Annotated in this window: 22 protein-coding genes and 2 pseudogenes; 11 read left to right on the plus strand and 13 right to left on the minus strand. The window is 63.2% G+C overall.

The features are described from left to right. Positions 1–116: 116 nt before the first annotated feature. The 3 genes from BLX41_RS10785 to BLX41_RS10795 all read left to right on the plus strand — a co-directional run bounded on the left by BLX41_RS10785 (position 117) and on the right by BLX41_RS10795 (position 2490). A complete protein-coding gene (locus tag BLX41_RS10785) occupies positions 117–890 on the plus strand; it encodes an SDR family oxidoreductase (RefSeq protein ID WP_123724851.1) in 774 nt (257 codons plus the stop codon). 109 nt (positions 891–999) lie between these two features. Beyond that, on the plus strand, positions 1000–1905 hold the full coding sequence (locus tag BLX41_RS10790; protein WP_123724852.1) for a LysR family transcriptional regulator: 906 nt from the start codon (positions 1000–1002) through the stop codon (positions 1903–1905). 57 nt (positions 1906–1962) lie between these two features. Next, the gene (locus BLX41_RS10795; RefSeq protein WP_123724853.1) at positions 1963–2490 is read left to right on the plus strand and encodes a GNAT family N-acetyltransferase; all 528 of its coding nucleotides are present in this window, start codon (positions 1963–1965) and stop codon (positions 2488–2490) included. Between the two features lie 46 nt (positions 2491–2536). On the opposite strand, the gene BLX41_RS37275 is transcribed toward BLX41_RS10795, so the two are convergent. From BLX41_RS37275 to BLX41_RS37290, 4 genes and pseudogenes are all read right to left on the minus strand, one after another. Next, positions 2537–3082 (minus strand): methyl-accepting chemotaxis protein, encoded by a 546-nt coding sequence (locus tag BLX41_RS37275; RefSeq protein ID WP_259744679.1) that lies wholly within the window; start codon positions 3080–3082, stop codon positions 2537–2539. Continuing rightward, positions 3080–3853, minus strand: a pseudogene (locus BLX41_RS37280) (PAS domain-containing protein); the annotation flags it as partial. The gene BLX41_RS37275 and the pseudogene BLX41_RS37280, both read right to left, overlap by 3 nt. 181 nt (positions 3854–4034) lie before the next feature. Further along, complete coding sequence (locus BLX41_RS37285) at positions 4035–4466, minus strand: methyl-accepting chemotaxis protein (protein ID WP_404942761.1); 432 nt, start codon at positions 4464–4466, stop codon at positions 4035–4037. Positions 4467–4628: 162 nt separating this feature from the next. Beyond that, positions 4629–5351 (minus strand): annotated as a pseudogene (locus BLX41_RS37290) (PAS domain-containing protein); the annotation flags it as partial. A 221-nt stretch (positions 5352–5572) separates the two neighbouring features. Between BLX41_RS37290 and BLX41_RS10810 the strand changes: the two are divergent. Further along, positions 5573–6067, plus strand: coding sequence for a RidA family protein (locus BLX41_RS10810; protein ID WP_123724856.1), 495 nt, complete (start codon positions 5573–5575; stop codon positions 6065–6067). 24 nt (positions 6068–6091) lie between these two features. Here BLX41_RS10810 and BLX41_RS10815 read toward each other — a convergent pair whose 3' ends face one another. Then, complete coding sequence (locus BLX41_RS10815) at positions 6092–6424, minus strand: DUF2790 domain-containing protein (RefSeq protein ID WP_123724857.1); 333 nt, start codon at positions 6422–6424, stop codon at positions 6092–6094. 330 nt (positions 6425–6754) lie between these two features. Between BLX41_RS10815 and BLX41_RS10820 the strand changes: the two genes are divergently transcribed. Continuing rightward, positions 6755–8083: an OprD family porin gene (locus BLX41_RS10820; RefSeq protein WP_123724858.1), complete on the plus strand. Its 1329-nt coding sequence runs from the start codon at positions 6755–6757 to the stop codon at positions 8081–8083. Between the two features lie 176 nt (positions 8084–8259). Beyond that, positions 8260–8481: a hypothetical protein gene (locus BLX41_RS10825; RefSeq protein WP_123724859.1), complete on the plus strand. Its 222-nt coding sequence runs from the start codon at positions 8260–8262 to the stop codon at positions 8479–8481. A gap of 466 nt (positions 8482–8947) precedes the next feature. On the opposite strand, the gene BLX41_RS10830 is transcribed toward BLX41_RS10825, so the two are convergent. The 3 genes from BLX41_RS10830 to BLX41_RS10840 all read right to left on the minus strand — a co-directional run bounded on the left by BLX41_RS10830 (position 8948) and on the right by BLX41_RS10840 (position 14750). Continuing rightward, positions 8948–12085, minus strand: coding sequence for a CusA/CzcA family heavy metal efflux RND transporter (locus tag BLX41_RS10830; protein ID WP_123724860.1), 3138 nt, complete (start codon positions 12083–12085; stop codon positions 8948–8950). A 26-nt stretch (positions 12086–12111) separates the two neighbouring features. After that, positions 12112–13302 carry an efflux RND transporter periplasmic adaptor subunit gene (locus tag BLX41_RS10835; protein ID WP_123724861.1) on the minus strand — a complete coding sequence of 397 codons (1191 nt, stop codon included), beginning with the start codon at positions 13300–13302 and terminating at the stop codon, positions 12112–12114. 197 nt (positions 13303–13499) lie between these two features. After that, positions 13500–14750 (minus strand): TolC family protein, encoded by a 1251-nt coding sequence (locus tag BLX41_RS10840; protein WP_123724862.1) that lies wholly within the window; start codon positions 14748–14750, stop codon positions 13500–13502. Between the two features lie 385 nt (positions 14751–15135). Here BLX41_RS10840 and BLX41_RS10845 point away from each other — a divergent pair, with 385 nt between their 5' ends. Further along, positions 15136–15810 carry a heavy metal response regulator transcription factor gene (locus BLX41_RS10845; protein ID WP_123724863.1) on the plus strand — a complete coding sequence of 225 codons (675 nt, stop codon included), beginning with the start codon at positions 15136–15138 and terminating at the stop codon, positions 15808–15810. Between the two features lie 66 nt (positions 15811–15876). Here the strand turns inward: BLX41_RS10845 and BLX41_RS10850 are convergent, their stop codons facing one another. Next, positions 15877–16773 (minus strand): cation diffusion facilitator family transporter, encoded by an 897-nt coding sequence (locus tag BLX41_RS10850; protein WP_123724864.1) that lies wholly within the window; start codon positions 16771–16773, stop codon positions 15877–15879. Between the two features lie 338 nt (positions 16774–17111). On the opposite strand from BLX41_RS10850, the gene BLX41_RS10855 reads away from it, so the two are divergent. Next, positions 17112–17528 carry a lysozyme inhibitor LprI family protein gene (locus BLX41_RS10855; RefSeq protein ID WP_123724865.1) on the plus strand — a complete coding sequence of 139 codons (417 nt, stop codon included), beginning with the start codon at positions 17112–17114 and terminating at the stop codon, positions 17526–17528. Between the two features lie 114 nt (positions 17529–17642). Here BLX41_RS10855 and BLX41_RS10865 read toward each other — a convergent pair whose 3' ends face one another. Together BLX41_RS10865 and BLX41_RS10870 are read right to left on the minus strand one after the other, a co-directional pair. Continuing rightward, the gene (locus BLX41_RS10865) at positions 17643–18161 is read right to left on the minus strand and encodes a hypothetical protein (protein ID WP_123724866.1); all 519 of its coding nucleotides are present in this window, start codon (positions 18159–18161) and stop codon (positions 17643–17645) included. A 176-nt stretch (positions 18162–18337) separates the two neighbouring features. Beyond that, positions 18338–19657, minus strand: coding sequence for an MFS transporter (locus tag BLX41_RS10870; RefSeq protein ID WP_123724867.1), 1320 nt, complete (start codon positions 19655–19657; stop codon positions 18338–18340). A gap of 13 nt (positions 19658–19670) precedes the next feature. On the opposite strand from BLX41_RS10870, the gene BLX41_RS35050 reads away from it, so the two are divergent. Together BLX41_RS35050 and panB are read left to right on the plus strand one after the other, a co-directional pair. Beyond that, positions 19671–19793, plus strand: coding sequence for a hypothetical protein (locus BLX41_RS35050; protein WP_259744670.1), 123 nt, complete (start codon positions 19671–19673; stop codon positions 19791–19793). A 40-nt stretch (positions 19794–19833) separates the two neighbouring features. After that, positions 19834–20661 (plus strand): 3-methyl-2-oxobutanoate hydroxymethyltransferase, encoded by an 828-nt coding sequence (panB, locus tag BLX41_RS10875; protein ID WP_123724868.1) that lies wholly within the window; start codon positions 19834–19836, stop codon positions 20659–20661. Here the strand turns inward: panB and BLX41_RS10880 are convergent. Further along, positions 20649–22037: an aminotransferase-like domain-containing protein gene (locus BLX41_RS10880; protein WP_259744671.1), complete on the minus strand. Its 1389-nt coding sequence runs from the start codon at positions 22035–22037 to the stop codon at positions 20649–20651. The genes panB and BLX41_RS10880 overlap by 13 nt on opposite strands. A gap of 4 nt (positions 22038–22041) precedes the next feature. Then, entirely contained in the window at positions 22042–22275 is a 234-nt protein-coding gene (locus BLX41_RS10885) for a helix-hairpin-helix domain-containing protein (protein WP_123724870.1), read from the minus strand. 114 nt (positions 22276–22389) lie between these two features. On the opposite strand from BLX41_RS10885, the gene BLX41_RS10890 reads away from it, so the two are divergent. Next, complete coding sequence (locus BLX41_RS10890) at positions 22390–23808, plus strand: short-chain fatty acid transporter (protein WP_123724871.1); 1419 nt, start codon at positions 22390–22392, stop codon at positions 23806–23808. The last annotated feature ends 9 nt before the right edge of the window (positions 23809–23817 follow it).

Raw genomic sequence — 23817 nt, forward strand, 5'->3', positions numbered from 1 at the left:
GCAGGCAAGGTCATTGGCCGGATTTTCTGGATAATCCGTCCAGCCGCCGACGGCTTATCAACAGCGGTGCAGACACTAGACTCAGCCTTCACCCCAATTGTTGAAGGACCCGCGCCATGACCGATCACTCCCTGAACAACAAAGTCGTGCTGATCGCCGGTGGCGTGAAGAACCTCGGCGGCCTGATTGCCCGCGACCTGGCCAGCCACGGTGCGCGGGCGGTGGCCGTGCACTACAACAGCAACGCCAGCCGGGCCGACGCAGAGGCCACGGTGGCGGCACTCAAGGCCCTGGGTGTGGAGGCCCAGGCGTGGCAGGCCGACCTCACCCGCGCCAGTGCCGTGGAGCGTCTGTTCAGTGAGGTCAAGGCGCGCTTCGGCAAGATCGACATCGCCATCAACACCGTGGGCAAGGTGCTGAAAAAACCCATAGTCGACATCAGCGAAGACGAGTACGACCAGATGTTTGCAGTCAATGCCAAGAGCGCTTTCTTCTTTATCAAGGAAGCCGGCAAGCACCTGGAGGACAACGGCAAGCTGGTGACCCTGGTGACTTCGCTGCTGGGGGCCTTCACCCCGTTCTACGCCGCCTACGGCGGCTCCAAGGCACCGGTGGAACACTTCACCCGAGCCGCGGCCAAGGAGTTCGGTGCCCGGGGCATTTCGGTCACCGCCGTGGGGCCGGGGCCCATGGACACGCCGTTCTTCTACCCCGCCGAAGGGGACGACGCCGTGGCCTACCACAAGAGCGCCGCGGCCCTGTCGCCATCAAGCAAGACCGGGCTCACCGATATCGAGGACGTGGTGCCCTTCATTCGCCACCTGGTCACCGAAGGCTGGTGGATCACTGGCCAGACCTTACTGATCAACGGCGGCTACACCACCAAGTAATCCTGGCGCCCAAGGGGTAAATTGGCCTGCCGAGCCGCAGCATCGATCGCCTCGGCCGATGCTGCGATCCACTGCCGTCAGGCACCCCCGAACCAGGATCGTTCAAACGATGGATAAGCTTGAGCAATACCGCGTGTTCATCCAGGTGGCCGACATGGGCAGCTTCATCAAGGCCGCCCATGCTCTGGAGCTGCCACGGGCCACCGTCTCCTCCGCCGTGCAGCAACTGGAAACCGGCCTCGGCACCCGCCTGCTGCACCGCACGACCCGGCATGTGCAATTGACCGCCGACGGCGCCATCCTCCTGGAGCGGGCCCGGCGCCTGCTGGCGGACGCATCCGAACTCAGCCAACTATTCCACCATCGCCAGGTGGACGTCAGCGGGCGCTTGAACATCGACGTGCCCAGCCGTATCGCCCGGCGCCTGATCGTGCCCGCCCTGCCCCAATGGCTGGCGCAATACCCGGGCCTGCAACTGTCCCTGGGGGCCTGTGATCGCAGCATCGACCTGGTCCAGGAAGGCATCGACTGCGCGATCCGCGTCGGCAGCCTGGCCGACAGCAGCCTGATCGCCCGGCCTCTGGGGCAACTGGCGCTGATCAACTGCGCGAGCCCCGCCTACCTCGCCGAACAAGGCGAGCCCCACACGCACCAGGATTTGCAGAGCGGCCAGTGGATGGTCGGTTACGCCTCCCCGGACACTGGCCGCGAACAGCCCTGGGAGTACCTGCTGGAAGGTCGCGAGCACCTGCTGGGCCTGCCCAGTCGAGTGATCGTCAACAACGTCGAGAACTACATTGCCTGCTGTCGCCAGGGCCTGGGGCTGATCCAGGTGCCGCGCTTCGATGTGCAGCACCTGCTGGAGCGAGGCGAGTTGGTGCAGGTGCTGCATGAACTGCCGGTGGCGCCCATGGAAATCAGCGCACTGTACCCCGACCGCCGCCATCGCTCGCGCCGTCTCAATGTGTTCATCGAATGGTTCGCCGAGCTGATCAAACCGCACCTGGAGGCTTGAAGCCGACCTGCAGAACGTGAGATGAAGGCGCCTTCAACGGATTGAGGCCACCGGACCATGACCCACCTGTACATCACCGCCCCACAGCCTGACGACGTGCATGAACTGCTGACTTTTGAAGAAGACAACCGCGCTTTTTTCGAAGCCTCGATCAACGCCCGACCCGCTGCGTACTACAGTGCCGAAGGTGTCGCCGAGGCCATCGCCCAGGCTCGACAGGACGCCGAGGCGGATCGCGGCTATCAATTTCTGATCCGTGAGCATTCGCAGCTGGTGGGGCGCATCAACCTGCACCGGGTGCAGCGCCCCTACCTCAATTGCGCCGAACTGGGCTATCGAGTAGGCGCCCGTTTCAACGGCCGCGGCATCGCCCGGGCAGCGGTGGCGCAAGTCCTGCAACGGGCCTTCGGGGAGTTGCAACTGAGCCGTATCGAAGCCAACGCCCGACCGGAGAACCTCGGTTCGGTGCGGGTACTGGAAACGTCCGGGTTCTCCTGCTACGGCCATTCACGCCGCAGCTTCCTGCTGCACGGGCAATGGTTCGACCGTTTGCATTACGAATGCCATGGGCCGTTGCAACACTGAAACCCTCTGCGTCCGCAGGGCCAGACTTGAACCCTCAGCGTGACACTCAGTTGGACAGTTGACTGGCGAACTGCCCCACCGCGCCCACCACTTTCTGCGCACCGTCCTGGATCTCGACAATCACCGTGCCGGCCTCCGCCGCCAGAGTCAGGCCCTGCTCGGCCTGCTGGCGACCTTCGGCCATCAGTTCCACGGCCGAGCGGGCCATGTCCTGGTTGTGCCGCACCACACCGACGATTTCGTCGGTGGCCTTGCTGGTACGTGAGGCCAGTTGTCGGACCTCGTCGGCGACCACGGCGAAACCGCGTCCCTGTTCACCGGCCCGAGCCGCCTCGATCGCCGCGTTGAGGGCCAGCAGGTTGGTCTGCTCGGCAATCCCGCTGATGGTCTTGACGATGCTGCCAATCACCAGGGACTGCTCGTTCAGGGCTTCGATACCGTCACCGGCCTCTTGCATGCACTTGGCCAGGTCGCGCATCACGTCCAGGGTTTCGGTGACCACCGCCGAGCCGCGCTGGGCACTGGTGTCGGTTTGCCGGGAAATGCTGTAGGCGATGTCGGCGGCCTCGGCCACCGAGCGTTCCTGATTCACCTGATCGGTGATCAGGGTGGCGAACTTCACCACCTTGTAGAGCTGGCCGTTGGCATCCAGCACCGGGTTGTAGGAGGCGTCGAGCCACACCACCCGGCCCTGGCTGTCGATACGCTTGAAGCGGTCGGCGACATACTCGCCGGCATTCAAGCGCGCCCAGAACTCCTGGTACGAAGGCCCTTCATATTCCTGGGGTTCGCAAAACAGACGGTGGTTCTGCCCCTGGACCTCATCGAGGCGGTAACCCATGCACGCCAGAAAACGCGGGTTGGCGGTCAGCACCCGACCTTGCAGATCAAATTCGATCACCGCGGTTGAGCGCAACAACGCCGCCATCAGGTTTTCATGCTCGCAGGCACTTTCCACCGACGCCGTCCGGTCGGTGCAGACCAGGGTGTAATGGTCGAGCTGCCCGGCACTGTCGTGAATCGGCTGAACACAGGCGTGCAGCCAGGCATCGCGGCCGTTGCCACGCTGCAGGCGCAGTTGACCGATATAGCTTTCATTGCGGCCCAGGGCCGCCTTGAAGGCACGGTACAGTTCAACCGCTTGTGGGTGGCGCGACACGATGTGCTCCAGGGAGCGCCCACAGAGCTGTTGGCCGTCGAAGTCCAGCACTTGAGTGAAGTTCTGGTTGACCCGACGGATCATCCCCTCGCCGTCCAGTTCGATGCTGAGCACCTGGGTTTCCAGACAGGCCTTGAATTGCTGCAGAGCATTCAGCTCATCGCTCAAGGTGGCAAGCTGTTGCTTCAAACGTTTGTTGAACATGGATACACCGACAGACTAAGAGTGGATACAGCGATCCTCTTGCCATCGGCGCCTGGCGACCTTTCTCCAAGCCGCGCACCGCGTTTCAGAATAATCTTAAGCCCTCTTCGGAAATATCCTCAAGGCCGTCAGGGGCCGCCCCGGGGGGATGAGCTGTGCCCCGTCACCGGGGCCCCACGACTCAGGTCGACAGTTGATTGGCGAACTGCCCGACCGCACTCACCACTTTCTGTGCGCCATCCTGGATCTCGACGATCACCGCACCGGCTTCCGCGGCCAGGGCCAGCCCCTGCTCCGCCTGCAGCTTGCCTTCAGTCATCAACTCCACGGCTTCACGCGCCATGTCCTGATTCTGCCGGACCACGCCAACGATTTCCTCGGTGGCCTTGCTGGTACGCGAGGCCAGTTGCCGGACCTCATCGGCGACCACGGCAAAGCCCCGTCCCTGCTCACCGGCACGGGCCGCCTCGATCGCCGCGTTGAGGGCCAGCAAGTTGGTCTGCTCGGCAATCCCGCTGATGGTCTTGACGATGCTGCCAATCACCAGGGACTGCTCGTTCAGGGCGCCGATGCCTTCGCCGGCGTCCTGCATGTGCTTGGCCAGATCACGCATGACGTTCACCGCCTCGGTGACCACCGTGGTGCCGCGCTGGGCGCTGTTGTCGGTCTGCAAAGAGGTGCTGTAGGCAATGTTCGCCGCCTCGGCTACCGCCAGTTCCTGGTTCACTTGATCGGTGATCACCGTGGCGAACTTCACCACCTTGTAGAGCTTGTTGTTGGCATCCAGCACCGGGTTGTAGGAGGCCTCCAGCCACACCACCCGGCCATGGGCATCGATCCGCTTGAAGCGTTCAGCGATGAATTCCCCAGCATTCAAACGTCTCCAGAACGCCTGGTAGGCTGCGCTGTTGTATTCCTCAGGTTCACAGAACATGCGGTGATGCTTGCCCTTGATCTGCGCCAGGCTGTACCCCATACCGGACAGGAACCGATCATTGGCGGTCAGCACATGGCCATTGAGGTCGAACTCGATCAGCGCGGTGGAACGCATCAGAGCGCCGATCAGGTTCTCGTGCTCGCGGGAGGCTTCGATGGTGCGGGTCAGGTCGCTGGAAAAGATTGCGAAATACTTGATCCGTCCCTCGGAGTCGCGAATCGGCTGGGAAATGGAGCGCAGCCAGGCTTCCTCACCGTTGCCCCGCAGCAAGCGTACCGCACCGGCAAAATGCTCGCCCCGGGCCAGGGTCGCCTTGAAGCGCTGATGGAACTCGTCGTGCTTGACGTGATCCGGGACTATGTCCTCCAGGGCACGGCCTACCAGATCGCCACTCTTGTAGAGCATTTCCTGGGCGAAGTTGTGGTTGACCGATTGAATCCGTCCATCGGCGCTCAAATTGATCACGAGCATCTCGCTTTCAAGACTTTCCTTCACTTGCTGAAGGCTCGAAAGTTCTTCACGAAGAGCCGACAGCTCTTGCTTCAAGCGTTTATTGAACATGAGGATGCACCGGGGGACGGGGGACTGAAAAAATAGGCTGCTTTGGGCCTAACATCGGCCCTGAAAGAATTTTCTTAATAGCAACTGGGACTTGTCCGACAAAAAAAATTCAACAGCAAGCAAACCCAGTCGAAACGGGGCTTTCGCCGAAGATTCATCGCCGCCCTGGAGCGCGTATAGTCGGCTTCGGGAAATTCCACGGCGATCGACGGAGTTGGACTATGGATGCATCACGCAAGGCACTTTTCCAGCAGGCGGCAGCACAAGTCGGGCACAGTTTTGAAGGCCAGATGCGCATTGGCGGCAACTATGTGCCGGCGGTGCGCAACGGTGATGAGGTCTATGTCAGCGGGCAGATCCCGCGCATCGACAACACCGTGATGGTGGTCGGCCGGGTGGGTGCCCAGACGTCCCTGGAGCAGGCCCGGCACGGGGCACAGATCTGTACCCTGCGAGCCCTGGCGATCCTGGAACAGATGCTCGGCGACCTGCAGCGGATCAAGCGCATTCTGCGGATCAACGTCTATGTGCAGAGCGCTGCGGATTTTACCCAGCAGAGCGAAGTGGCGGATGGCGCCTCAGAGATCCTGTACTCGGTCTTTGCCGAGGCCGGCGTGCACACACGCACTTCGCTGGGGGTCTATCAGTTGCCGAAAAACGCCTCGGTGGAAGTCGACATGATCGTTGCCCTGCACCCCGAACCGGGCGACGCCTGAGGGCACGGCATCAAGGGCCCAGAGTCAGCTGCCGTTGTTACGGCACTGACCCAGCACCTGATATTCGATGGTCTTGAGCTGGCCGGCGGAGTCTTCATAGGTCATGCGTGAGGGCACCACCTCGCAGGACTTGATCGGAGGCGTCACGTTGACCACCCTGGCGATATCCAGCGCCATGCCGTAGCGGTAGTTCTGCACCACCGGGGCCGGTTTGCCCTGGCTCGCGGCATAGCGCTCCATGGCCTTCTGGTTCTCCACCATGGCTCGGGTAAAGGTGCGATCACCGCCGCCCTCGGCCAGAGCCAGGGAAGAAATGGACAACAGCAGCGCGGCGATACTCAAGTTGAAAAACTTCATGACAGTTTCCTCGTCCAGTTGACACCAGCGAGGATAAGGAACCGACCCTGTCAGAATGATCGCGGGCACATTACTTATCTGTAATGCCCCCGCAGACAACCTAGTCGCCTATCGCCATCGCCCCTGTTCACGGGGGTTTAAGCAGTTTATGCCGACCGCTGTCACGGCCCTTTCTTGCACAATTGTAATCACCGGGTCACCCCACCGTTATCGACTGTTTGCAACTATCGACAGCGACTTTCATGGCACCTGCGTGCCTGTCAGTCGCACCCATAAGAACGCCTCTGGCGATATAAAAGTTGATAGCTGCCAACACTCAGGAGCGACCCCATGCGAATCAATCCCCCCCTGTCCCTGTCCGTGCTTGCCGCGGTACTGGGGCTGTGTCCCGTGGCGGCGGTAGCCGCCGAGGAACGGCCCGAAGGCTTTGTCGAAGGCAGCCGCCTTGACCTGCTGCTGCGCAACTTCTACTACAACCGCGACGATCGCAAGGGCCAATCCAGCCCCACCGGCAACGGTTACTCCGAAGCCTGGGCCCAGGGCCTGATCGGCAAGTTCGAGTCCGGCTTTACCCAGGGCACTGTTGGATTCGGTATCGATGCTTTCGCCATGTACAGCCTCAAGCTCGACTCAGGCACCGGTCGCAGCGGTGGCGGCGGCTCCTTCGGCATGCTGCCGGTGAGCCGCGACAACGAGCCCGCCGACGGCTATGGCAAGGCCGGGGGCGCGGTAAAACTGCTAGCCCTGGACACCACATTGAAAGTGGGCGACGTGTTCCCCAAGACGCCGGTGGTGCACTACGGCGACTCGCGCCTGCTGCCGGAAAGCTTTCGCGGGGTGACCCTGGAGAACACCAGCATCGACGGCCTGGATTTGCAGGGAGGACGCTTGCACGCCATGAGCCAGCCCGACAGCAGTGGCATGCGCGATGGCTTCGCCACCTTCTACGCGGGCAAGGTGGATTCGCCCTGGGTCGGCTACTTCGGTGGCGACTACAAGTTCAACTCCAACCTCAGTTTCAGCCTCTACAGCAGCCGCCTGAAAGACGCCTGGGATCAGTACTACCTTGGCGTCGCGGGCAATTACCCGCTGTCCGACGAGCTGAGCCTGTTCAGCGGCTTCAACTATTACAAGGCCGTGGATGAGGGCAAGAAACTGCTGGGCGAGTTCGACAACAACATCTGGAGCGCCAAGGTCGGCGCCACCTACGGCGCCCACACCCTGGCGCTGTCGCACCAGCGCAACAACGGCAACGACGACTTCGACTACCTGCGCCAGTCGGACTCGATCTTCCTCGACAACTCGATCCAGTACAGCGACTTCAACTCGCCCAAGGAGCGCTCGTGGATGGTCCGCTACGACCTCGACATGCAGACCCTGGGCATCCCCGGCCTGTCATTCATGACCCGCTACGGGCGCGGCAGCGGTGCCGACTACAGCAACGCCAACTCGGTGTACATGCGCCGCGACGCGGCGGGTGATCCGCTGACCGATCAACGTCGCTGGGAGCGGGACATCGAAGCCAAGTATGTGTTCCAGGGCGGCACGCTCAAGGACCTGTCCCTGCGTATCCGTCAGGCGACCATCCGCTCCAGCCAGTTCGAGTCCGACCTGGAAGAGTTCCGACTGATCGTCGAGTACCCCCTGGCCCTGCTCTGAGGTGCCTGGCCGGGCAGGTTGACGCCTGCCCGGTGTTAAAACTTCTTCACAGACTCACGGCTTGCAGAACTGTAATATCGGCCTCACCTTCTCGTTAGGTTGGTCTCCATATACTCCTGGGCACACTCGAATCCGCCGTGATTCCCCCGGCCGGCGAGCTTGTCAGGAGAAACACCATGGGTCCCACCCGACTGTTGTTGATCGGCCTTCTGGCCACTACCAGCTCCGCCGTCTGGGCTGCTGATGGCAGCGAACGCCCACAGCAGGTCCGCGAAACCTTCCTGGCCAGCCAGGAACAGATTCACGGCGACGCCAACCAGGAAACAGCCGCCGCTGGCGGCACCGGCACTCCCCCTCGCGACGCTTCCGCACCCGCTGCGGCCGAGGAAGATATTTAACGGTGATTGCCTACCGAGCACATTCATCTCTTGAAGCGTTTTTTTGATGCTCCTTTGGAAAGAGATGAATTTTTAGCGTCCCGCATGGGGCGCTTTTTTTTGCCTGCCCATTGACTACCGACCTGCAGGAACTGGCTTGCCGACGAAGACATCCTCAAGATCGCCTTCGCCGGCAAGCCGGCTCCTACAGGAATTGACCCGATGTGCCTGCCCTCCGTAGGAGCTGGCTTGCCAGCGAAGACACCCTCAAGATCGCCTTCGCCGGCAAGCCGGCTCCTACAGGAATTGACCCGATGCACCTGCCCTCCGTAGGAGCTGGCTTGCCAGCGAAGACACCCTCAAGAACGCCTTCGCCGGCAAGCCGGCTCCTACAGAAATTGACGCGATGTACCTGCCCTCCGTAGGAGCTGGCTTGCCAGCGAAGGCGCCCGCAAGAGCACCTTCGCCAACAGTCCAGCTAGAGGAACTAGTCCTCTTCCTTGCGGTGCGCCCACTGATACAGCGCCGGCAAGACCAGAAGGGTGAGGATGGTGGAGGACAGGATGCCGCCAATCACCACGGTAGCCAGGGGCCGTTGCACTTCGGCGCCGGTGCCGGTGGCCAGGGCCATGGGGATAAACCCCAGGGACGCCACCAGGGCAGTCATCAACACCGGGCGCAGGCGGGTCAGGGCACCTTCATGAATAGCCATGGACAGGGAACGCCCCTCCTCCCGCAGATTGCGGATAAAGGCAATCATTACCAGCCCATTGAGCACCGCCACCCCCGACAAGGCGATGAACCCCACCCCTGCCGAGATCGACAACGGAATATCCCGCAGCCACAGGGCCATGATCCCACCGGTCAAGGCAAAGGGGATGCCGGTGAATACCAACAGGCCGTCCTTGAGGTTGTTGAACATCATGAACAGCAACCCGAACACCAGCAGCAGCGCCACCGGCACCACCACTTGCAGACGCTGGGACGCTTCCTGCAATTGCTCGAACTGACCGCCCCAAGTTGTCCAGTACCCCGCCGGGACCTTGACCTTCTCGCCGATCAACACCGTGGCTTCCTCGACGAAGGAACCGATATCGCGCCCGCGCACGTTGGCGCTGACGATTACCAGGCGCTTGCCGTTCTCGCGGCTGACCTGATTGGGGCCCAACACCAGGTCGAGGCTGGCCACTTCCGACAGGGCGATAAAGCCGATCTGTCCATTGCCACTGCCCGCCGTCGCCGGGATCGGGATCAACAGCTGCGACAGGCCGTCAATGTCAGTGCGCAGCTGGTCGGACAGGCGCACCACCATATCGAAACGGCGGTCGCCTTCGTACAAGGTGCCGGCCTGGCGCCCGCCCACGGCCACGGCGATGGTGTCTTGCACATCGCCCACGTTCAGACCGAATCGCGCCGCCTTGTCGCGGTCGATATTGATGGTCAATACCGGCAGGCCGGAGGTCTGTTCGACCTTGACTTCCGAGGCACCGGACAACCCCTGCAGGGCCGTGGCGATTTCATTGGCGGTCTTGTTCAGCACGTTCATGTCGTCACCGAAAACCTTGACCGCCACATCGCTGCGCACCCCGGAAATCAGTTCGTTGAAACGCAGCTGGATCGGCTGCGACAGTTCATAGGCGCTGCCCGGCACCAGGGCGCTGGCGCGCTGGATATCGGCAATCAGCGCCTCCCGTGACTTGCCCGGGTCCGGCCACTGGGCCTTGGGCTTGAGCATCACGTAACTGTCGGAAATATTCGGCGGCATAGGGTCCGAGGCGATCTCTGCGGTGCCGGTGCGGGCAAACACCCGCTCGATCTCCGGCACCTGCGCCAGCAGGGTTTTCTCCAGGCGCTGCTGCATGTCCACCGATTGCGTGAGGCTGGTGCCGGGCACCCGCAGAGCCTGCTGGGCGAAGTCGCCTTCGCTGAGGCTGGGAATGAATTCGCTGCCCATGCGGCTGGCCAGCAGGCCGCTGCCCAGCAGGATCGCCACGGCCAGGACGAAGGTCGGTGCACGATGCCCCATGACCCAGTCGAGCACCGGTGCGTAGCCCCGCTTGGCGCTGCGCATCAGCAGGTTTTCCTCTTCCTTGACCTTGCCGGTGACGAACAGCGCGATGGCCGCCGGGACAAAGGTCACCGAGAGGATCATCGCCCCCAACAGGGCCATGACCACGGTGAAGGCCATGGGATGGAACATCTTCCCGGCCACCCCGGTGAGGGCGAAGATCGGCAGGTACACCACCATGATGATCAACTGGCCGAAGATCAGCGCACGCCGGGCCTCCTTGGCTGCGGCAAAGACTTCATGCAGGCGCTCGGAGCGGCTCAGCATGCGGCCGTGGTGCTGCTGGGCATGGGCCAGGCGGCGGATGGCGTTCTCCACAATCACCACCGCGCCGTCGACGATGATGCCGAAATCCAGGGCGCCGAGGCTCATCAGGTTGGCGCTGACCTTGTTGCTGTACATGCCGGTAAAAGTGAACAGCATGGACAGCGGGATCACCAGAGCGGTGATCAGCGCCGCGCGGATATTGCCCAGGAACAGGAACAGAATCACGATCACCAGCAGCGCGCCCTCGAAGAGGTTCTTCTTCACCGTGGCGATGGCCTTTTCCACCAGGTTGGTGCGGTCGTACACCGTGACCGCCACCACCCCTTCGGGCAGTGAGCGGTTGATCTCTTCGAGTTTTTTCGCCACCGCCTGGGACACGCTGCGGCTGTTCTCGCCGATCAGCATGAACACCGTCCCCAGCACCACTTCCCGGCCGTTCTCGGTGGCCGCGCCGGTGCGCAGTTCGCGACCGATCTGCACCTCGGCGACATTGCGCACGCGGATCGGCGTGCCGTCGCTGCTGCTGATGACGATGTTGGCGATGTCCTCGATGGAGGCCAGTTGCCCTGGCGCACGGATCAGCAACTGCTCGCCGCTGCGCTCGATGTAGCCGGCACCGACGTTGGCGTTGTTGCGCTCCAGGGCCGTCACCAGATCATTGAGGGTCAGCTTGTAGGCCGCCAGGCGCTTGGGGTCCGGGGCGATCTGGTACTCCTTGGCGAAGCCGCCGATGGTGTTGATCTCAGCCACGCCCTGGACGTTGCGCAGTTGCGGCTTGATGATCCAGTCCTGGATCACCCGCAGGTCGGTGGGGGTGTAAGGCGTGCCGTCCTCCTTGCGCGCGCCGTCCTCGGCCTCCACGGTCCAGAGGAAGATTTCCCCCAGCCCGGTGGAGATCGGTCCCATCACCGCTTCCACGCCCTCGGGCAATTGCTCCCGAGCCACTTGCAGGCGCTCGTTGACCAGTTGCCGGGCGAAGAACAGGTCCGTGCCGTCCTTGAAGATCACCGTCACCTGGGACAGCCCCGAGCGCGACAGCGAGCGGGTCTGCTGCAACCCCGGCAGGCCGGCCATGGCGGTTTCGATGGGAAAAGTGATGCGCTGCTCGGTTTCCAGGGGCGAGAACCCTGGCGCTGCGGAGTTGATCTGCACCTGGACGTTGGTGATGTCGGGGACCGCGTCGATCGGCAGTTTCTGGTAGCTGGCGATACCGACCCCGGCCATCAGCAGCACCGCCAGGAGGACGATGATGCGCTGCTCGATGGCGAATTGAATGATGCGCTCAAACATGGGAAATCACTCTGTGCTGTGACCGATCAATGGCCATGGTCGGCCGAGCCTTTGCCCAGCTCGGACTTGAGGGTGAAGCTGCCACGGGTGACGACCCGAGCCCCGGCGGCCAGGCCTTCGCGGATCTCGACGAAACCGTCCTGAGTGGCCCCGGTGACCACCGGCGTGGCCTGGAAACCCTCGGCCACCCGGACAAACACCGAAGGCCGGTCTTCCACGGTCTGAATCGCCGTCTCCGGCACGCTGACCGGTGCTTCGAAGGCTTCGGTGGCCACTTGCACCGAGACGAACAGCCCCGGTCGCCAGGTGTCACCAGGGTTGGCCAGGGTCACCCGCACGGTGGCGGTCCGGGTCTGCTCCCCCAGCAGACTGCCGACGTAGGCCACCTTGCCCTGGACCTGGGTTCCCAACTCACTGGAGCTGACATTCACCGGCTGGCCGACCCGGACTTTGTCCAGATCCTTGGGGAATACCCCGAAGGTGGCCCAGACCCGCGACAGGTCCGAAAGGGTGAAAGCGGCGCTGGTTTCGCTCACCACTTCGCCGACGCTGAGGTGTTTCTCCACCACCACGCCATCGAACGGCGCACGCATTTCATAGCGATTGCCCCCCACCAACTGCGCGCTGCCACTCAAGGCATTCATCTTCTGCCGGGCGTTGTTGAGGGCGATTTCCGCTTCTTGCAGGGTTTGCCGCGCCAGCAGGTAATCCTGCTCGGCGGAGATCTGGTCGGTCCACAACTGGCGCTCGCGCTCGAAGGTAGTACGGGCCAGTTCCACCCGCCGCCCGGCAGCCGCCAGTTCACTGCGCTGGTCGGACACCTGCTGGCTGGCAATGACCGCCAGCAGTTCGCCGCGCTTGACCGCCTGACCGAGATTGACCTGCACCGACTCCACCACGCCGGCAGCCCGGGGCACGATGTGGGAAGTGCGGTCCTCGTCAAAGCGGATCTCCCCCGGCAGGCTGAGCAGGCGATTGAGACGCCGGGGCCCGGCCTCGACCAGTTCGATGCCGGCCGCCTGGATCTGCTCGGGACTGAGCTCCAGATGCCCTTCAGGTTCCTCTTCGCCATGCCCGGCCGGCTCTGCAACCGCAGGTGCAGGTGTCTGGGTGCGGACGGTGGCCGGGGTAGCGAACAGGTCCGGCAGCAGTAAGGCCACCGCTCCCAGACCGACCACCGTTGTGATGGCCATGACAAGGCTGCGTTTTTTATCCATGGGTGCTCCTGACAATCGATGTTCGGCAGCGCGAGAAGCGCCTTACGAGGTATGCGGAAAGAAAAATTCGTCGAGAGCCCGGTGCCATTCATGGACACACCAGTGCCGGGGCGGCTCATCCGGCGGCGCCGCTGGTGCACCGCTGCAATCGCTGACCAGCAGGGCGGCCAGGCACACGAGCCCCCTCAACCAGACTTTCACCAACGGCGGAGGTCGCCATAGATGCGTTCGATCCGCACCCAGGCATCGGTGGTTTGCGTCACCGCGGCGAGGTACTGGCTACGGGCGCTGATCAAGGTGCGCTGGGCATCGAGCACTTCGAGGAAGCTGAACTTGCCCATCTCGAAGCCCCGGGTGGCGCTGTCCACCGCACGCTGGGCCGCGGGCAGGATGGTCTGGTTGAACGACTGCACCTCGCCCCTGGCGGTGCTCCATTGCTCCAGGGCCTGACGGGTTTCGGTGCGCAGGCGCAGCTCGGTGGCGTTGCGCAGGTCGCGGGCCTGATCGGCACGACGGGCGGCGGACAGCACATTGCCCTGGTTGCGGTTGAACAGCGGTAGCGGCATCGACAGCCCCACCAGGTTCACCCGCTCGCGGGCAGTGGCGTCGTACTGGCTGCCAACGCTGACGTCGAGGTCGGGAATGCGCTGGGCTTTTTCCAGGCCCAGGGACGCCTCGCGCTGGACAATCTCCTGCTCCGCCAGACGCAGTTCTGCGGTCTCCTGCAACCGATTCAGCAATTGCGCCGAAGCCGGCAGATCCGCCAGCGACAACGAGGGCTCCTGCACGGCGGCAAAGTCCGGGGTGGCAGAGCCCGTGACCCTCGCCAACTGCCGATAGGCATTGTCCTGCTCCATCTGGCCACGGTTGAGCTCCAGGCGAACTTCCGCCAGCTGTACCTGGGCCCGGGTGGCCTCCACCGGCGAGGCCTTGCCGGCATTGACCCGTCCCTGGGCCACAGTGACACCGCGCTCGGCCAGGGCCAGGGAACGTCCGGCCAGTTGCGTGCGTTCCTGGGCCCGCAGGGCGGCGTAGAAAGCCTCCAGGACATCGGCCCGCAGTTGGTTGCCCCGTCGTTCCAGTTCCAGGGCCGCGAGCGCCTGTCCGCGGCTGGCCACCTCCACCCGAGCTCCGCGCTTGCCCCCCAGCTCCAGCGCCTGGCTGAGTTTGACCGAAGTGGTGCGCGTATCCCTGCGAGTGTCCTCGGCATCCACCGACAGCACCGGGTTGGGTATCAGCCCGGCCTGTTGGAGAGCGCCCTGGGCGATCTCGATCTCCCAGCGTGCGGCGGCCAGTTCAGGGTTGTTGGCAAAGGCATTGGCCAGGGCGTTGTCAAGGCTCAGCGAGGGTGGCTCGGCAGCACTCGGAGACTGCGCCACCAGCGCCAGCAGCAGCGCCGCGGAGCAGCGCCAGGCTGCCCGGGGAAGTGTTCTCGGGAAAGTCGGCATAACAGGTTCCGGCCCCTACAGAGGCAAAGTTTCTGCGAAAGTGCGGCGGAACATATCGGCGGTTATTCAACGCAGGCCTGGCCGATATGAAACTGCAACATTCCGCCCATTGACAGGGAGAGTTTCAATATCGACCAAGGGTAACTTTCGCTGCTTATCAGCAGGGTGGCGCAAAGATTACAAATCCGTTAGCAAAGGCTCTGGCTCAATGTTCTGTATTAATATTCCGTCATTCAAAGACAGCGCCTTCCGCACTTTAAAAGCGTCCGACACAAAGTTAAAGGTGCCTCAGACTGCCTGTATAAAAGTTCACTTTAAAATTATTACTCAAGTCATTTACAGCAACTTCCCTTTACTGCCGCCTATCGCCGAGAACCTCATCAGCATGCGTATCCTGGTTATCGAAGACGAACTCAAAACTGCCGACTACCTGCATCAGGGACTGACTGAAAGTGGTTATGTAGTGGATTGCGCCAATACCGGCGCGGATGGCCTGCACCTGACGCGCCAGCACGCCTACGATCTGGTGATCCTGGACGTCAACCTGCCGCAGATCGACGGTTGGGGCGTGCTGTGCCAAATCCGCGAGGACAGCAACACCCGAGTGATGATGCTCACGGCCCAGGGACGGCTGGCGGACAAGATCCGGGGGCTGGATCTGGGGGCCGATGACTACCTGGTCAAGCCGTTCGAGTTTCCCGAACTGCTGGCCCGGGTCCGCACCCTGATGCGCCGCAGCGAACAGGCGCCGGTGCCCGACGTACTCAGGGTGGCCGACCTGGAACTGGACCAGGGCCGGCACCGGGCCTTTCGTGGCAAACAACGCATCGACCTGACCACCAAGGAATTCGCCCTGCTGCATCTGCTGATGCGTCAGAGCGGCGTAGTGCTGTCCCGGACCCAGATCATCTCCTTTGTCTGGGACATGAACTTCGATTGCGACACCAACGTGGTGGAAGTCTCGATCCGCCGTTTGCGAGCGAAGATCGACGACCCTTTCGAGCGCAAGCTGATCCACACCCTGCGGGGCGTGGGCTATGTACTCGAAGAGCGCGACTGAACCGCGCACCAGCCCCCCCGCCCCGTAGGAGCCGGCTTGCCAGCGAAGAGGCCGGCAAGGCCACCTTCAATGCTCATGCACCTGCTGATGAAACCCCGCCTGCTCCACCTGCAAGGTGACGTGGGCGATCTCGAACCGCTCCTGCAGCAATTCGGTGACCCGGGCCAGGACCTCCTGTTCATCCCGGCCCTGCAACTGCGCCACCAGATGGGCACTGAGCACGTTCTTGCCACTGGTCAGGGCCCAGATATGCAAGTCATGCACATCGCTGACCCCGGGCACCTCGCGAATGCCCTGCTCCACCTGCTCGATATCGATCCCGTCCGGCACGCCTTGCAGGAGCACGTTCATGCTCTCCTTGAGCAGGGTCCAGGTCCGTGGCAGCACCCAGAAGCCAATCGCCGCCGCCACCACGGAATCGACCCAGCCCCAGCCGGTGAACAGGATCACCAAGGCGGCGATGATCACCCCCAGCGAGCCGAGCATGTCGCTCCACACCTCCAGGTACGCGCCCTTGACATTGAGGCTCTCGCTGCTGGCCGAGGCCAGCAGGCGCATGGAGATCAGGTTGACGATCAACCCCAGGATCGCAATCACCAACATCCCGATGGACTGGATTTGCGCCGGTGCCTGCAAGCGTTGCCAGGCTTCGAACAGGATGTAGAACGCCACCACAAACAACAGCAAGGCATTGAATGCGGCGGCCAGGATTTCGAAACGGGCATAACCGAAAGTGCGTTTGCGGTCCGCCGGGCGCTTGGCAACCTGGATCGCCACCAGGGAAATCGCCAACGCCAGGGCGTCGGTCATCATGTGTGCGGCATCCGACAACAGCGCCAGGCTGCCGGTGACAAAGGCGCCAATGACTTCGGCAATCATGAAACTGCCGGTCAGGCCCAGGGCTATCCACAACTTGCGTTCATGCCCGGCCCGCACCTGGCCGTGACTGTGTCCTGCTCCCATGACCTCTCCTCCCGTGGCTTAAACAAGCGTCGGCCTGATGATAGTTCGATTGCCCGCCGCACCTGCGCTGGATAACCCCATTGTCATGTTGCCGTTAGTGGGCGGTTATCTGCAGCCGGGCATCGTTAGCACACCAGCGAATGCGCCAAAAGCAGGCAAACACCCGCCGGTTGCCGTCGGCTCCCTGTTCGGCGCCCCACCCAAGGCCCTACACCGGGCCTCTGGTTCGGCGATGGTCGCCATTACTACGATCGTGCAAGGGGCGTACGCGTGCGCCCCTTCTGCATCGGCAACAGCTCTGTAGAATGCCTGCTCCATTCTCAGCGCAAGGGACCGACATGCCTCATCAGCCATGGATCTTTGGCCTTGTCATCGCCGTACTCGCCAGTACCGCTGGCTGGGCGCCTGCCCGGGCCGCAGCGCTGGACTGCGAGCACATCAGCGTCAGCGAACAGGTCGATCGCTGCGCCCGGCAGGACAAGGATCGCGCCGACGCTGCGCTCAACCAGAGCTATCAGGCGCTGCTGGTGCGGGTTCACAACCTGTATCCCGGCAGCCTGCTGCAAGAACAGGAATACCTCGGCAAATTGAAGAATGCCCAGCGTGCCTGGATCAAATTCCGCGACAGCACCTGCGTGCTGGAGGCCTTCGAAGTGGAACCGGGCAAGCCGGCCCACGTCACCCTGATCAACCTCTGCGTGACCCGCCTGAGCAAAGAGCGCACCCGCTACCTGGACCAACTGCTGCCCCAATAACCGCCCCACTCGCCCCGTAGGAGCTGGCTTGCCAGCGAAAGCGCCCCTGAGAGCGATGCAAGACTCATGGGCCTCTTCGCCGGCAAGCCGGCTCCTACTGGTCGGGGAGGTTCATCAGCGCCCCATTCGCGGATAGAACGGGCGGGGGCGGAAGGTGTGTAGCAGCAGGCAGGCCAGGCTGACGAGCCAGGTAAAGCACAGCATGCCCAGGGAGGACTCGCGCCCGCGCAAGCGTTCCTGGCACTGTTCGGCGTTGAAACACTGGGCGGTGCACCACGGCTGATCGTCGTGACTGCAACTGAGCAGGTAGCCCCGCAGGTGACTCAGCATCAGGGTCTGCCCTGTCAGTTGCGTGAGCGGCACCTGGAGCTGGCTGAGGTCGCGACTCAGGCGTAAACGCTGGCGCTCCCCAGTGTCGAGTTGTTCCACCAGCAGCGCCCCCGTCTCCACCGCCAGCACTCGGGCACTGAGGCTGTCGGGACTGGCACCCTCCAGGCCGTAGTCCACCAGGCTGCAGGTCCAGGCCTCGATCAGGGCGAAAACCAGCCCCAGCACAAAGCTCACCAGCGCCACCTGCAACAGTGGCTCCAGGGTGGAGAAATTTCGCAAGGAACACAGCGTCGAACGAATCAAGACAGCTCCCGGAAATCCAAGCGCAGGCTGCGCATTCCGGGAGATTAGCGGAAGAACCTGGGGGCTGAAGGCGAATTTTCAGCCCGATTACTTTCTGGATTCAGAGGCTGAATGGCGAGGGCTCTAGCTCGCTGTTTCGCACAATCGCCCCCGCTGAAGAAAATTCGCGAAGCTGATCAGTAGCAGCCATCGCTGTGCGCAGATGCGTGCCGAGCCTCGCCCACACACCCACCAAAGTAACCGGCACTGGCCACCCCCACAGCCCCCATCACTGCGCAATAGATCACGCAGACCCATGGACTCCAGGGCATCAGGGCAATCAGCAACAACGGCGTGGTGCTGGCCCAGAGGGCATAGGCAATGTTGTAGGTGAAGGAAATGCCCGAGACGCGAATCCGCGGCGGAAACAGGCTGACCATCACCGATGGCACCGCCCCCACCACCCCGCAGCCCAGGCCGGCGATGGCGTAGGCCAGGCCGATCCACTCGCCGCCGCTGATCAGGCAGCCATAGAGCACGGCAATGCCCAGGGGCAGCAGCAGGCTGTAGAGCATCACCGTGCGCCAGGCGCCGAGGCGGTCGACGATCAGCCCGGCCAGGATGCAACCGATATTGAGGAAAACAATGCCCAGGCTGCTCAGGGCAAAGGTATGGCCGGCGCTCATGCCGAAGCTCTTCTGCATCATGGTCGGGGTGATGACCACGAACACCACCACCGCCGAGGTCAGCACGCAGGTGAGGATCAGCGCCGGCAGTATCGCCAGCCGGTGCTCCCGCAGCACGGTCCGCAGGGGCAATTCGCCGGCGCTGTCGCGTTGGTGCTGCAGGGCCATGAACACCGGGGTTTCACTCAGCCAGCGGCGCAGCCAAACGCCGATCACCCCAAACACTCCACCCAGCAGGAAGGGGTAGCGCCAGGCATGATCGAGGATTTCCTCGGGGCTGAAGAGTCGCGCCAGCAGGGTCGCAGTCAGCGCGCCCAGCAGGTAGCCGAAGGTCAGGCCGGCCTGGAGGAAGCCCAGGGCATAACCGCGATGGGCCCGGGGCGCATGCTCGGCGACGAACACCCAGGCACTGGGCACTTCTCCCCCCACGGCGGCGCCTTGCAGCACGCGCAGGGCCAACAGCAGCAAGGGCGCGAAGTAACCGATCTGGGCATAGGTGGGCATGATGCCGATCAGCAGGCAAGGCAGCGCCATCATCAGGATGCTCAGGCTGAAGACCTTCTTGCGCCCCAGCCGGTCGGCGAAGTGGGCCATGAGAATGCCCCCCAGGGGCCGGGCCAGATAGCCGGTGACAAAGATCCCGAAGCTTTGCAGCAGGCGCAGCCATTCAGGCATTTCTGGAGGAAAGAACAGCTGGCTCAGGGTCAGGGCGAAAAATACGAAGATGATGAAATCGTAGATTTCCAGGGCTCCGCCCAGGGCGGCCAGGCCCAGGGTCTTGTAGTCGGAGCGGGAAAAGCGCGCCGGCGACGATTCTGTGGAGGGGGTCATAAAGGCAACTCAGGTGGCAGTCCAAAGCGAAGGCGCCATGGTCTACGCAAAAGTTCCGGTGAACAACCCGTTGCAGGCCCTGGGTCGGTTTTCCGCGGTTCTCTGTGTATTGAATGCCCAGGCGCCGGGCCAATAATCGAGCACTTTCCAACCCCAGCAGAACCAGGAAAGTCGTCATGAGCATGCATACCCGCACCCGCCGCCTGAGCGTCCCGCAACTGGTGGCCATGAAAGGCCGGCAGAAGATCGTCTCCCTCACCGCCTACACCAGCCACATGGCGCGGCTGATGGACCCTTACGTGGACTTCATCCTGATCGGCGATTCCACGGCCATGGTCGGCTACGGTCGCACCTCGACCCTGGACATGAGCCTGGCGGAAATCATCGCCCACACCCGCGCCGTAGTCGCCGGCAGCCGTCTGGCCTGCGTGATCGCCGACATGCCCTTCGGCAGTTACCAGGAATCTGCGCAACAGGCCTACCGCAACTGCGCCGAGGTCATGGCGCGCACCGGCTGCGACGCGCTCAAGCTGGAGGGTGGCAAGGCCCTGGCGCCGACCGTGGAATTCCTGGTGCAACGCGGGATTCCGGTGATGGCGCATATCGGCCTGATGCCGCAGTACGTCAATCAGATGGGCGGTTTCAAGGCTCAGGGACTCGATGACGAGGCGGCCCGCAAGATCGAGGCGGACGCCCGCGCTCACTTGGACGCCGGCGCTTTCAGTCTGTTGCTGGAGGGGGTCGCGCAACCCCTGGCGCGACGCATCAGCGAGTTTTCGCCGATGCCCACCATTGGCATCGGGGCCTCACCAGCCTGCGATGGCCAGGTGCTGGTGACCGAGGACCTGCTGGGGCTCGGAGGGCCTCAAGTACCCCGCTTCGTCAAGCAATACGCCGATGCCGGCGCCCTGATCGGCCAGGCCTGCGAACGCTTCGCGGCGGAGGTTCGGGACGGTGTCTTCCCCGAGGCGCGGCACTGCTATGGGGTGGCTCAGGACGCCTGATCCAACGCCTGGGCCAACTGGCCCAGGGCTCCGGCAATGTCCTTGCTCCAGTCCAGGGTGTAGCTCAGGCGCAAGTGATGCTGCCACAGGCCTTGCTGGCTGAAGATGCTTCCCGGGGCGATCACGATGCCCTGAGCCAGCAGTTGCTCGTACACCCGGGTCATTGCCACGGGCCGACGTGCTTCGACCCACAAGGTTGCACCGCCGGCCGGGATCGGCGCGAACAATTGCGCCCCGGCCTGCTCCGCCAGCAACTGGCGCAACTGGTGCATGCGCTGTTGCAGCATGCCCCGCAGCTTGTGCAGGTGCTGGTCGAGGCGCCCGGAGCTGAACAGACGGGCCACGGCTTTCTGGCGGATCGGCGAAAGTCGGAAGGAGCGTTCGAGAAACTGCCGGTGCAGTTGCGGGCCCAGACTACGACTCAACACATAACTGAAGGGCGCTTCGGCCCCTATGGCCTTGTCCAGGCTGGCAAACACCAACAGGCGCTCGGGATCGGCGAAATCCCGATAACGGACAGCCTCGGGGACAAAGCTGAATTCACCATAGCTGTCGTTCTCCAGCAGCCAGATCCCCCGTTCGGCAAACCAGCGGCACAACTGCTGTTTGTCGGCGGCCGGCATCAGGCTGCCGTGAGGGATGTTCACCGTCGAGGAGAGCACGGCCAGCCGCACCGGCTCGTGCTTGAGCAACGCCTGCACCTGTTGCAGGTCGAAGCAGCCGGCGGCATTGAGCGGCAGTTCGATGATCCGCAGGCGCGCGGCCCGCAGTTGCCGCAGCACTGCCCAGGAACAGGGGGACTCCACCAGGGCCACCCCGTCGCCCAGGTCCAATGCCTGCAAGGACAACTCCAGCACACTGCGCAGATCCGCCCCCAGAAACACCTGGTCGGCCTGCCAGTAATCGCAGGTGGAGCGGGTGTAGCGCCGGGCCAACTCACTGCGCAGTTCTTGCTCGCCCAAGGGCTGGTACAGCGGTGCCTGGGTTCGCGGGTACTGGCGGGCCAGCTCGCGCTCGGTCATCAGCAAGGGTTGCTCCAGGGACAGCAGCATGGCCGGTGCGTCGCTGCACAGCGCCAGGCGTCCAGGCTGGCGGGCATGGGCATAAAGGTCGTCAAGCAAGGCGGGACCGGCCACCGGCAGAGCTGCGCTGACCATCGCCCGGGTGAAGTAACCCTGGCGCGGACGTGAGCAGATGCGTCCCTCGTCCTCAAGCAGGGCGTAGGCGTATTTGATAGTGGACAGGGAAACCTTCAATCGCAGCGCCAACTCCCGCAAGGACGGCAGGCGCTGCTCCTGATCGCTCGCAACGCTGTCGAGCCACTGCAACAGGTAGCGATACACCGCCTGATAGGCGAAGGGTTGATCGCGGCTCACTGCTTCAGTTGCCCTTGGCCATGGCGATGGCGGCCTGGATCGCGGCGCGGGCCTGGGGGCTGTTTTTCCAGCAGCTGGACCCCACCAGGGCTGAAGCCTGGGTAACGATATCCAGGGCATCGGCGGCGGCCAGCTGACTCAGGGACATGATCCCCAATTGCTCCAGCCGCCCCACCACTGTGGGCCCGACACCCTTGACCTTGAGCAGCGCGGCGCGTTCTTCAGGAGAAAATGACATCGACGTTCAGTCCTTTGCAGTCCGTGGCAATTGCCGCATTCTTGCACAGTTCTCGGCCGCCTCTGCCTGGGGCAGCCGACCTCCTGATAAACATAATAAATCCGAGGTATTTCCGTGGCCGCTGATATTCAAGATAGCCGCTCCGCCCGCTTTGCCCTGCGCTGTTCGAACTGGGCCGAACGCTGGTTTCCCGACTCCTGGGTGTTCGCCGCCCTGGCAGTGATCATCGTGGCCCTGGCCACTCTGGCCATGGGTGCCAAGCCCACCGATGCCGCCATGGCCTTCGGCGACGGCTTCTGGAGCCTGATTCCCTTCACCATGCAGATGGCCTTCGTGGTCATTGGCGGCTATGTGGTGGCCAGCTCGCCGCCGGCAGTGAAGCTGATCGACAAGCTGGCACACATTCCCAACAACGGCCGTTCGGCAGTGGCCTGGGTGGCGCTGATTTCCATGGTCGCGTCCCTGCTCAATTGGGGCCTGTCCCTGGTGTTCGGCGGCCTGCTGGTACGGGCCCTAGCCCGGCGCACCGAACTGCGCATGGACTACCGTGCGGCCGGTGCGGCCGCCTACCTGGGCCTGGGCGCTGTCTGGGCCCTGGGGCTGTCGTCCTCGGCCGCGCAGTTGCAGGCCAACCCCGGCAGCCTGCCGCCATCGATCCTGGCCATTACCGGGGTGATTCCCTTCACTCAGACCATCTTTCTCTGGCAGTCGGGAGTGATGCTGCTGGCCTTGATCGTCGTCTCGCTGATCGTCGCCTATGCCACGGCTCCAGGGCCAAATAGTGCCCGCGATGCCCAGGCCTGTGGCGTCGACCCGAGCTTCAGCATGCCCAAGCCGCAGCCCCGTACCCGTCCCGGCGAGTGGCTGGAGTACAGCCCGTTGCTGACCATTCTCCTGGCGCTGCTGGCCGCCGGCTGGCTGTATCACGAGTTCGCCACCAAGCCGGCGATCACCGCGATCTCCGGGCTCAACACCTACAACTTCCTGTTCCTGATGGCCGGCGCCCTGCTGCACTGGCGGCCCCGCAGCTTCCTCGATGCAGTGGCCCGCGCGGTGCCCACCACCACCGGGGTGCTGATCCAGTTCCCGTTGTACGGCTCCATTGCCGCACTGATGACGGTGGTCAAGGGCGTGGACGGCCAGACCCTGGCCCACCACATCTCGACCTTCTTTGTGCAGATCGCCTCCCACGATACCTACGCCCTGTTGATGGGCCTGTACTCGGCGGTGCTGGGCTTCTTCATTCCGTCGGGCGGCGGCAAGTGGATCATCGAGGCGCCCTATGTGATGCAAGTGGCCAATGACCTGCAATACCACCTGGGTTGGGCAGTGCAGATCTACAACGCCGCCGAGGCCTTGCCGAACCTGATCAACCCCTTCTACATGCTGCCGCTGCTGGGAGTGCTGGGCTTGAAGGCCCGGGACCTGATCGGTTTTTCCTTCGTCCAGTTGCTGGTGCACACCCCCCTGGTGCTGGCCCTGCTCTGGGCCCTGGGCACCACCTTGACCTACTTGCCGCCCGTGATTCCCTGAGGGTTCCTC

It is taken from the genome of Pseudomonas protegens (assembly GCF_003732485.1).
In the GTDB taxonomy this organism is placed as follows: Bacteria; Pseudomonadota; Gammaproteobacteria; order Pseudomonadales; family Pseudomonadaceae; genus Aquipseudomonas; species Aquipseudomonas protegens_B.

Bases quoted from the DNA above. Each gene is read 5' to 3' on its own strand.
- BLX41_RS10835 (WP_123724861.1), bottom strand. From the start codon at position 13,302: ATGGATAAAAAACGCAGCCTTGTCATGGCCATCACAACGGTGGTCGGT.
- BLX41_RS10845 (WP_123724863.1), top strand. From the start codon at position 15,136: ATGCGTATCCTGGTTATCGAAGACGAACTCAAAACTGCCGACTACCTG.
- BLX41_RS10785 (WP_123724851.1), top strand. From the start codon at position 117: ATGACCGATCACTCCCTGAACAACAAAGTCGTGCTGATCGCCGGTGGC.
- BLX41_RS10870 (WP_123724867.1), bottom strand. From the start codon at position 19,657: ATGACCCCCTCCACAGAATCGTCGCCGGCGCGCTTTTCCCGCTCCGAC.
- BLX41_RS10840 (WP_123724862.1), bottom strand. From the start codon at position 14,750: ATGCCGACTTTCCCGAGAACACTTCCCCGGGCAGCCTGGCGCTGCTCC.
- BLX41_RS10885 (WP_123724870.1), bottom strand. From the start codon at position 22,275: ATGTCATTTTCTCCTGAAGAACGCGCCGCGCTGCTCAAGGTCAAGGGT.
- BLX41_RS10790 (WP_123724852.1), top strand. From the start codon at position 1,000: ATGGATAAGCTTGAGCAATACCGCGTGTTCATCCAGGTGGCCGACATG.
- BLX41_RS10830 (WP_123724860.1), bottom strand. From the start codon at position 12,085: ATGTTTGAGCGCATCATTCAATTCGCCATCGAGCAGCGCATCATCGTC.
- BLX41_RS10815 (WP_123724857.1), bottom strand. From the start codon at position 6,424: ATGAAGTTTTTCAACTTGAGTATCGCCGCGCTGCTGTTGTCCATTTCT.
- BLX41_RS10820 (WP_123724858.1), top strand. From the start codon at position 6,755: ATGCGAATCAATCCCCCCCTGTCCCTGTCCGTGCTTGCCGCGGTACTG.
- BLX41_RS10795 (WP_123724853.1), top strand. From the start codon at position 1,963: ATGACCCACCTGTACATCACCGCCCCACAGCCTGACGACGTGCATGAA.
- BLX41_RS10810 (WP_123724856.1), top strand. From the start codon at position 5,573: ATGGATGCATCACGCAAGGCACTTTTCCAGCAGGCGGCAGCACAAGTC.
- panB (WP_123724868.1), top strand. From the start codon at position 19,834: ATGAGCATGCATACCCGCACCCGCCGCCTGAGCGTCCCGCAACTGGTG.
- BLX41_RS10825 (WP_123724859.1), top strand. From the start codon at position 8,260: ATGGGTCCCACCCGACTGTTGTTGATCGGCCTTCTGGCCACTACCAGC.
- BLX41_RS37285 (WP_404942761.1), bottom strand. From the start codon at position 4,466: ATGCGTGATCTGGCCAAGCACATGCAGGACGCCGGCGAAGGCATCGGC.
- BLX41_RS10855 (WP_123724865.1), top strand. From the start codon at position 17,112: ATGCCTCATCAGCCATGGATCTTTGGCCTTGTCATCGCCGTACTCGCC.
- BLX41_RS10850 (WP_123724864.1), bottom strand. From the start codon at position 16,773: ATGGGAGCAGGACACAGTCACGGCCAGGTGCGGGCCGGGCATGAACGC.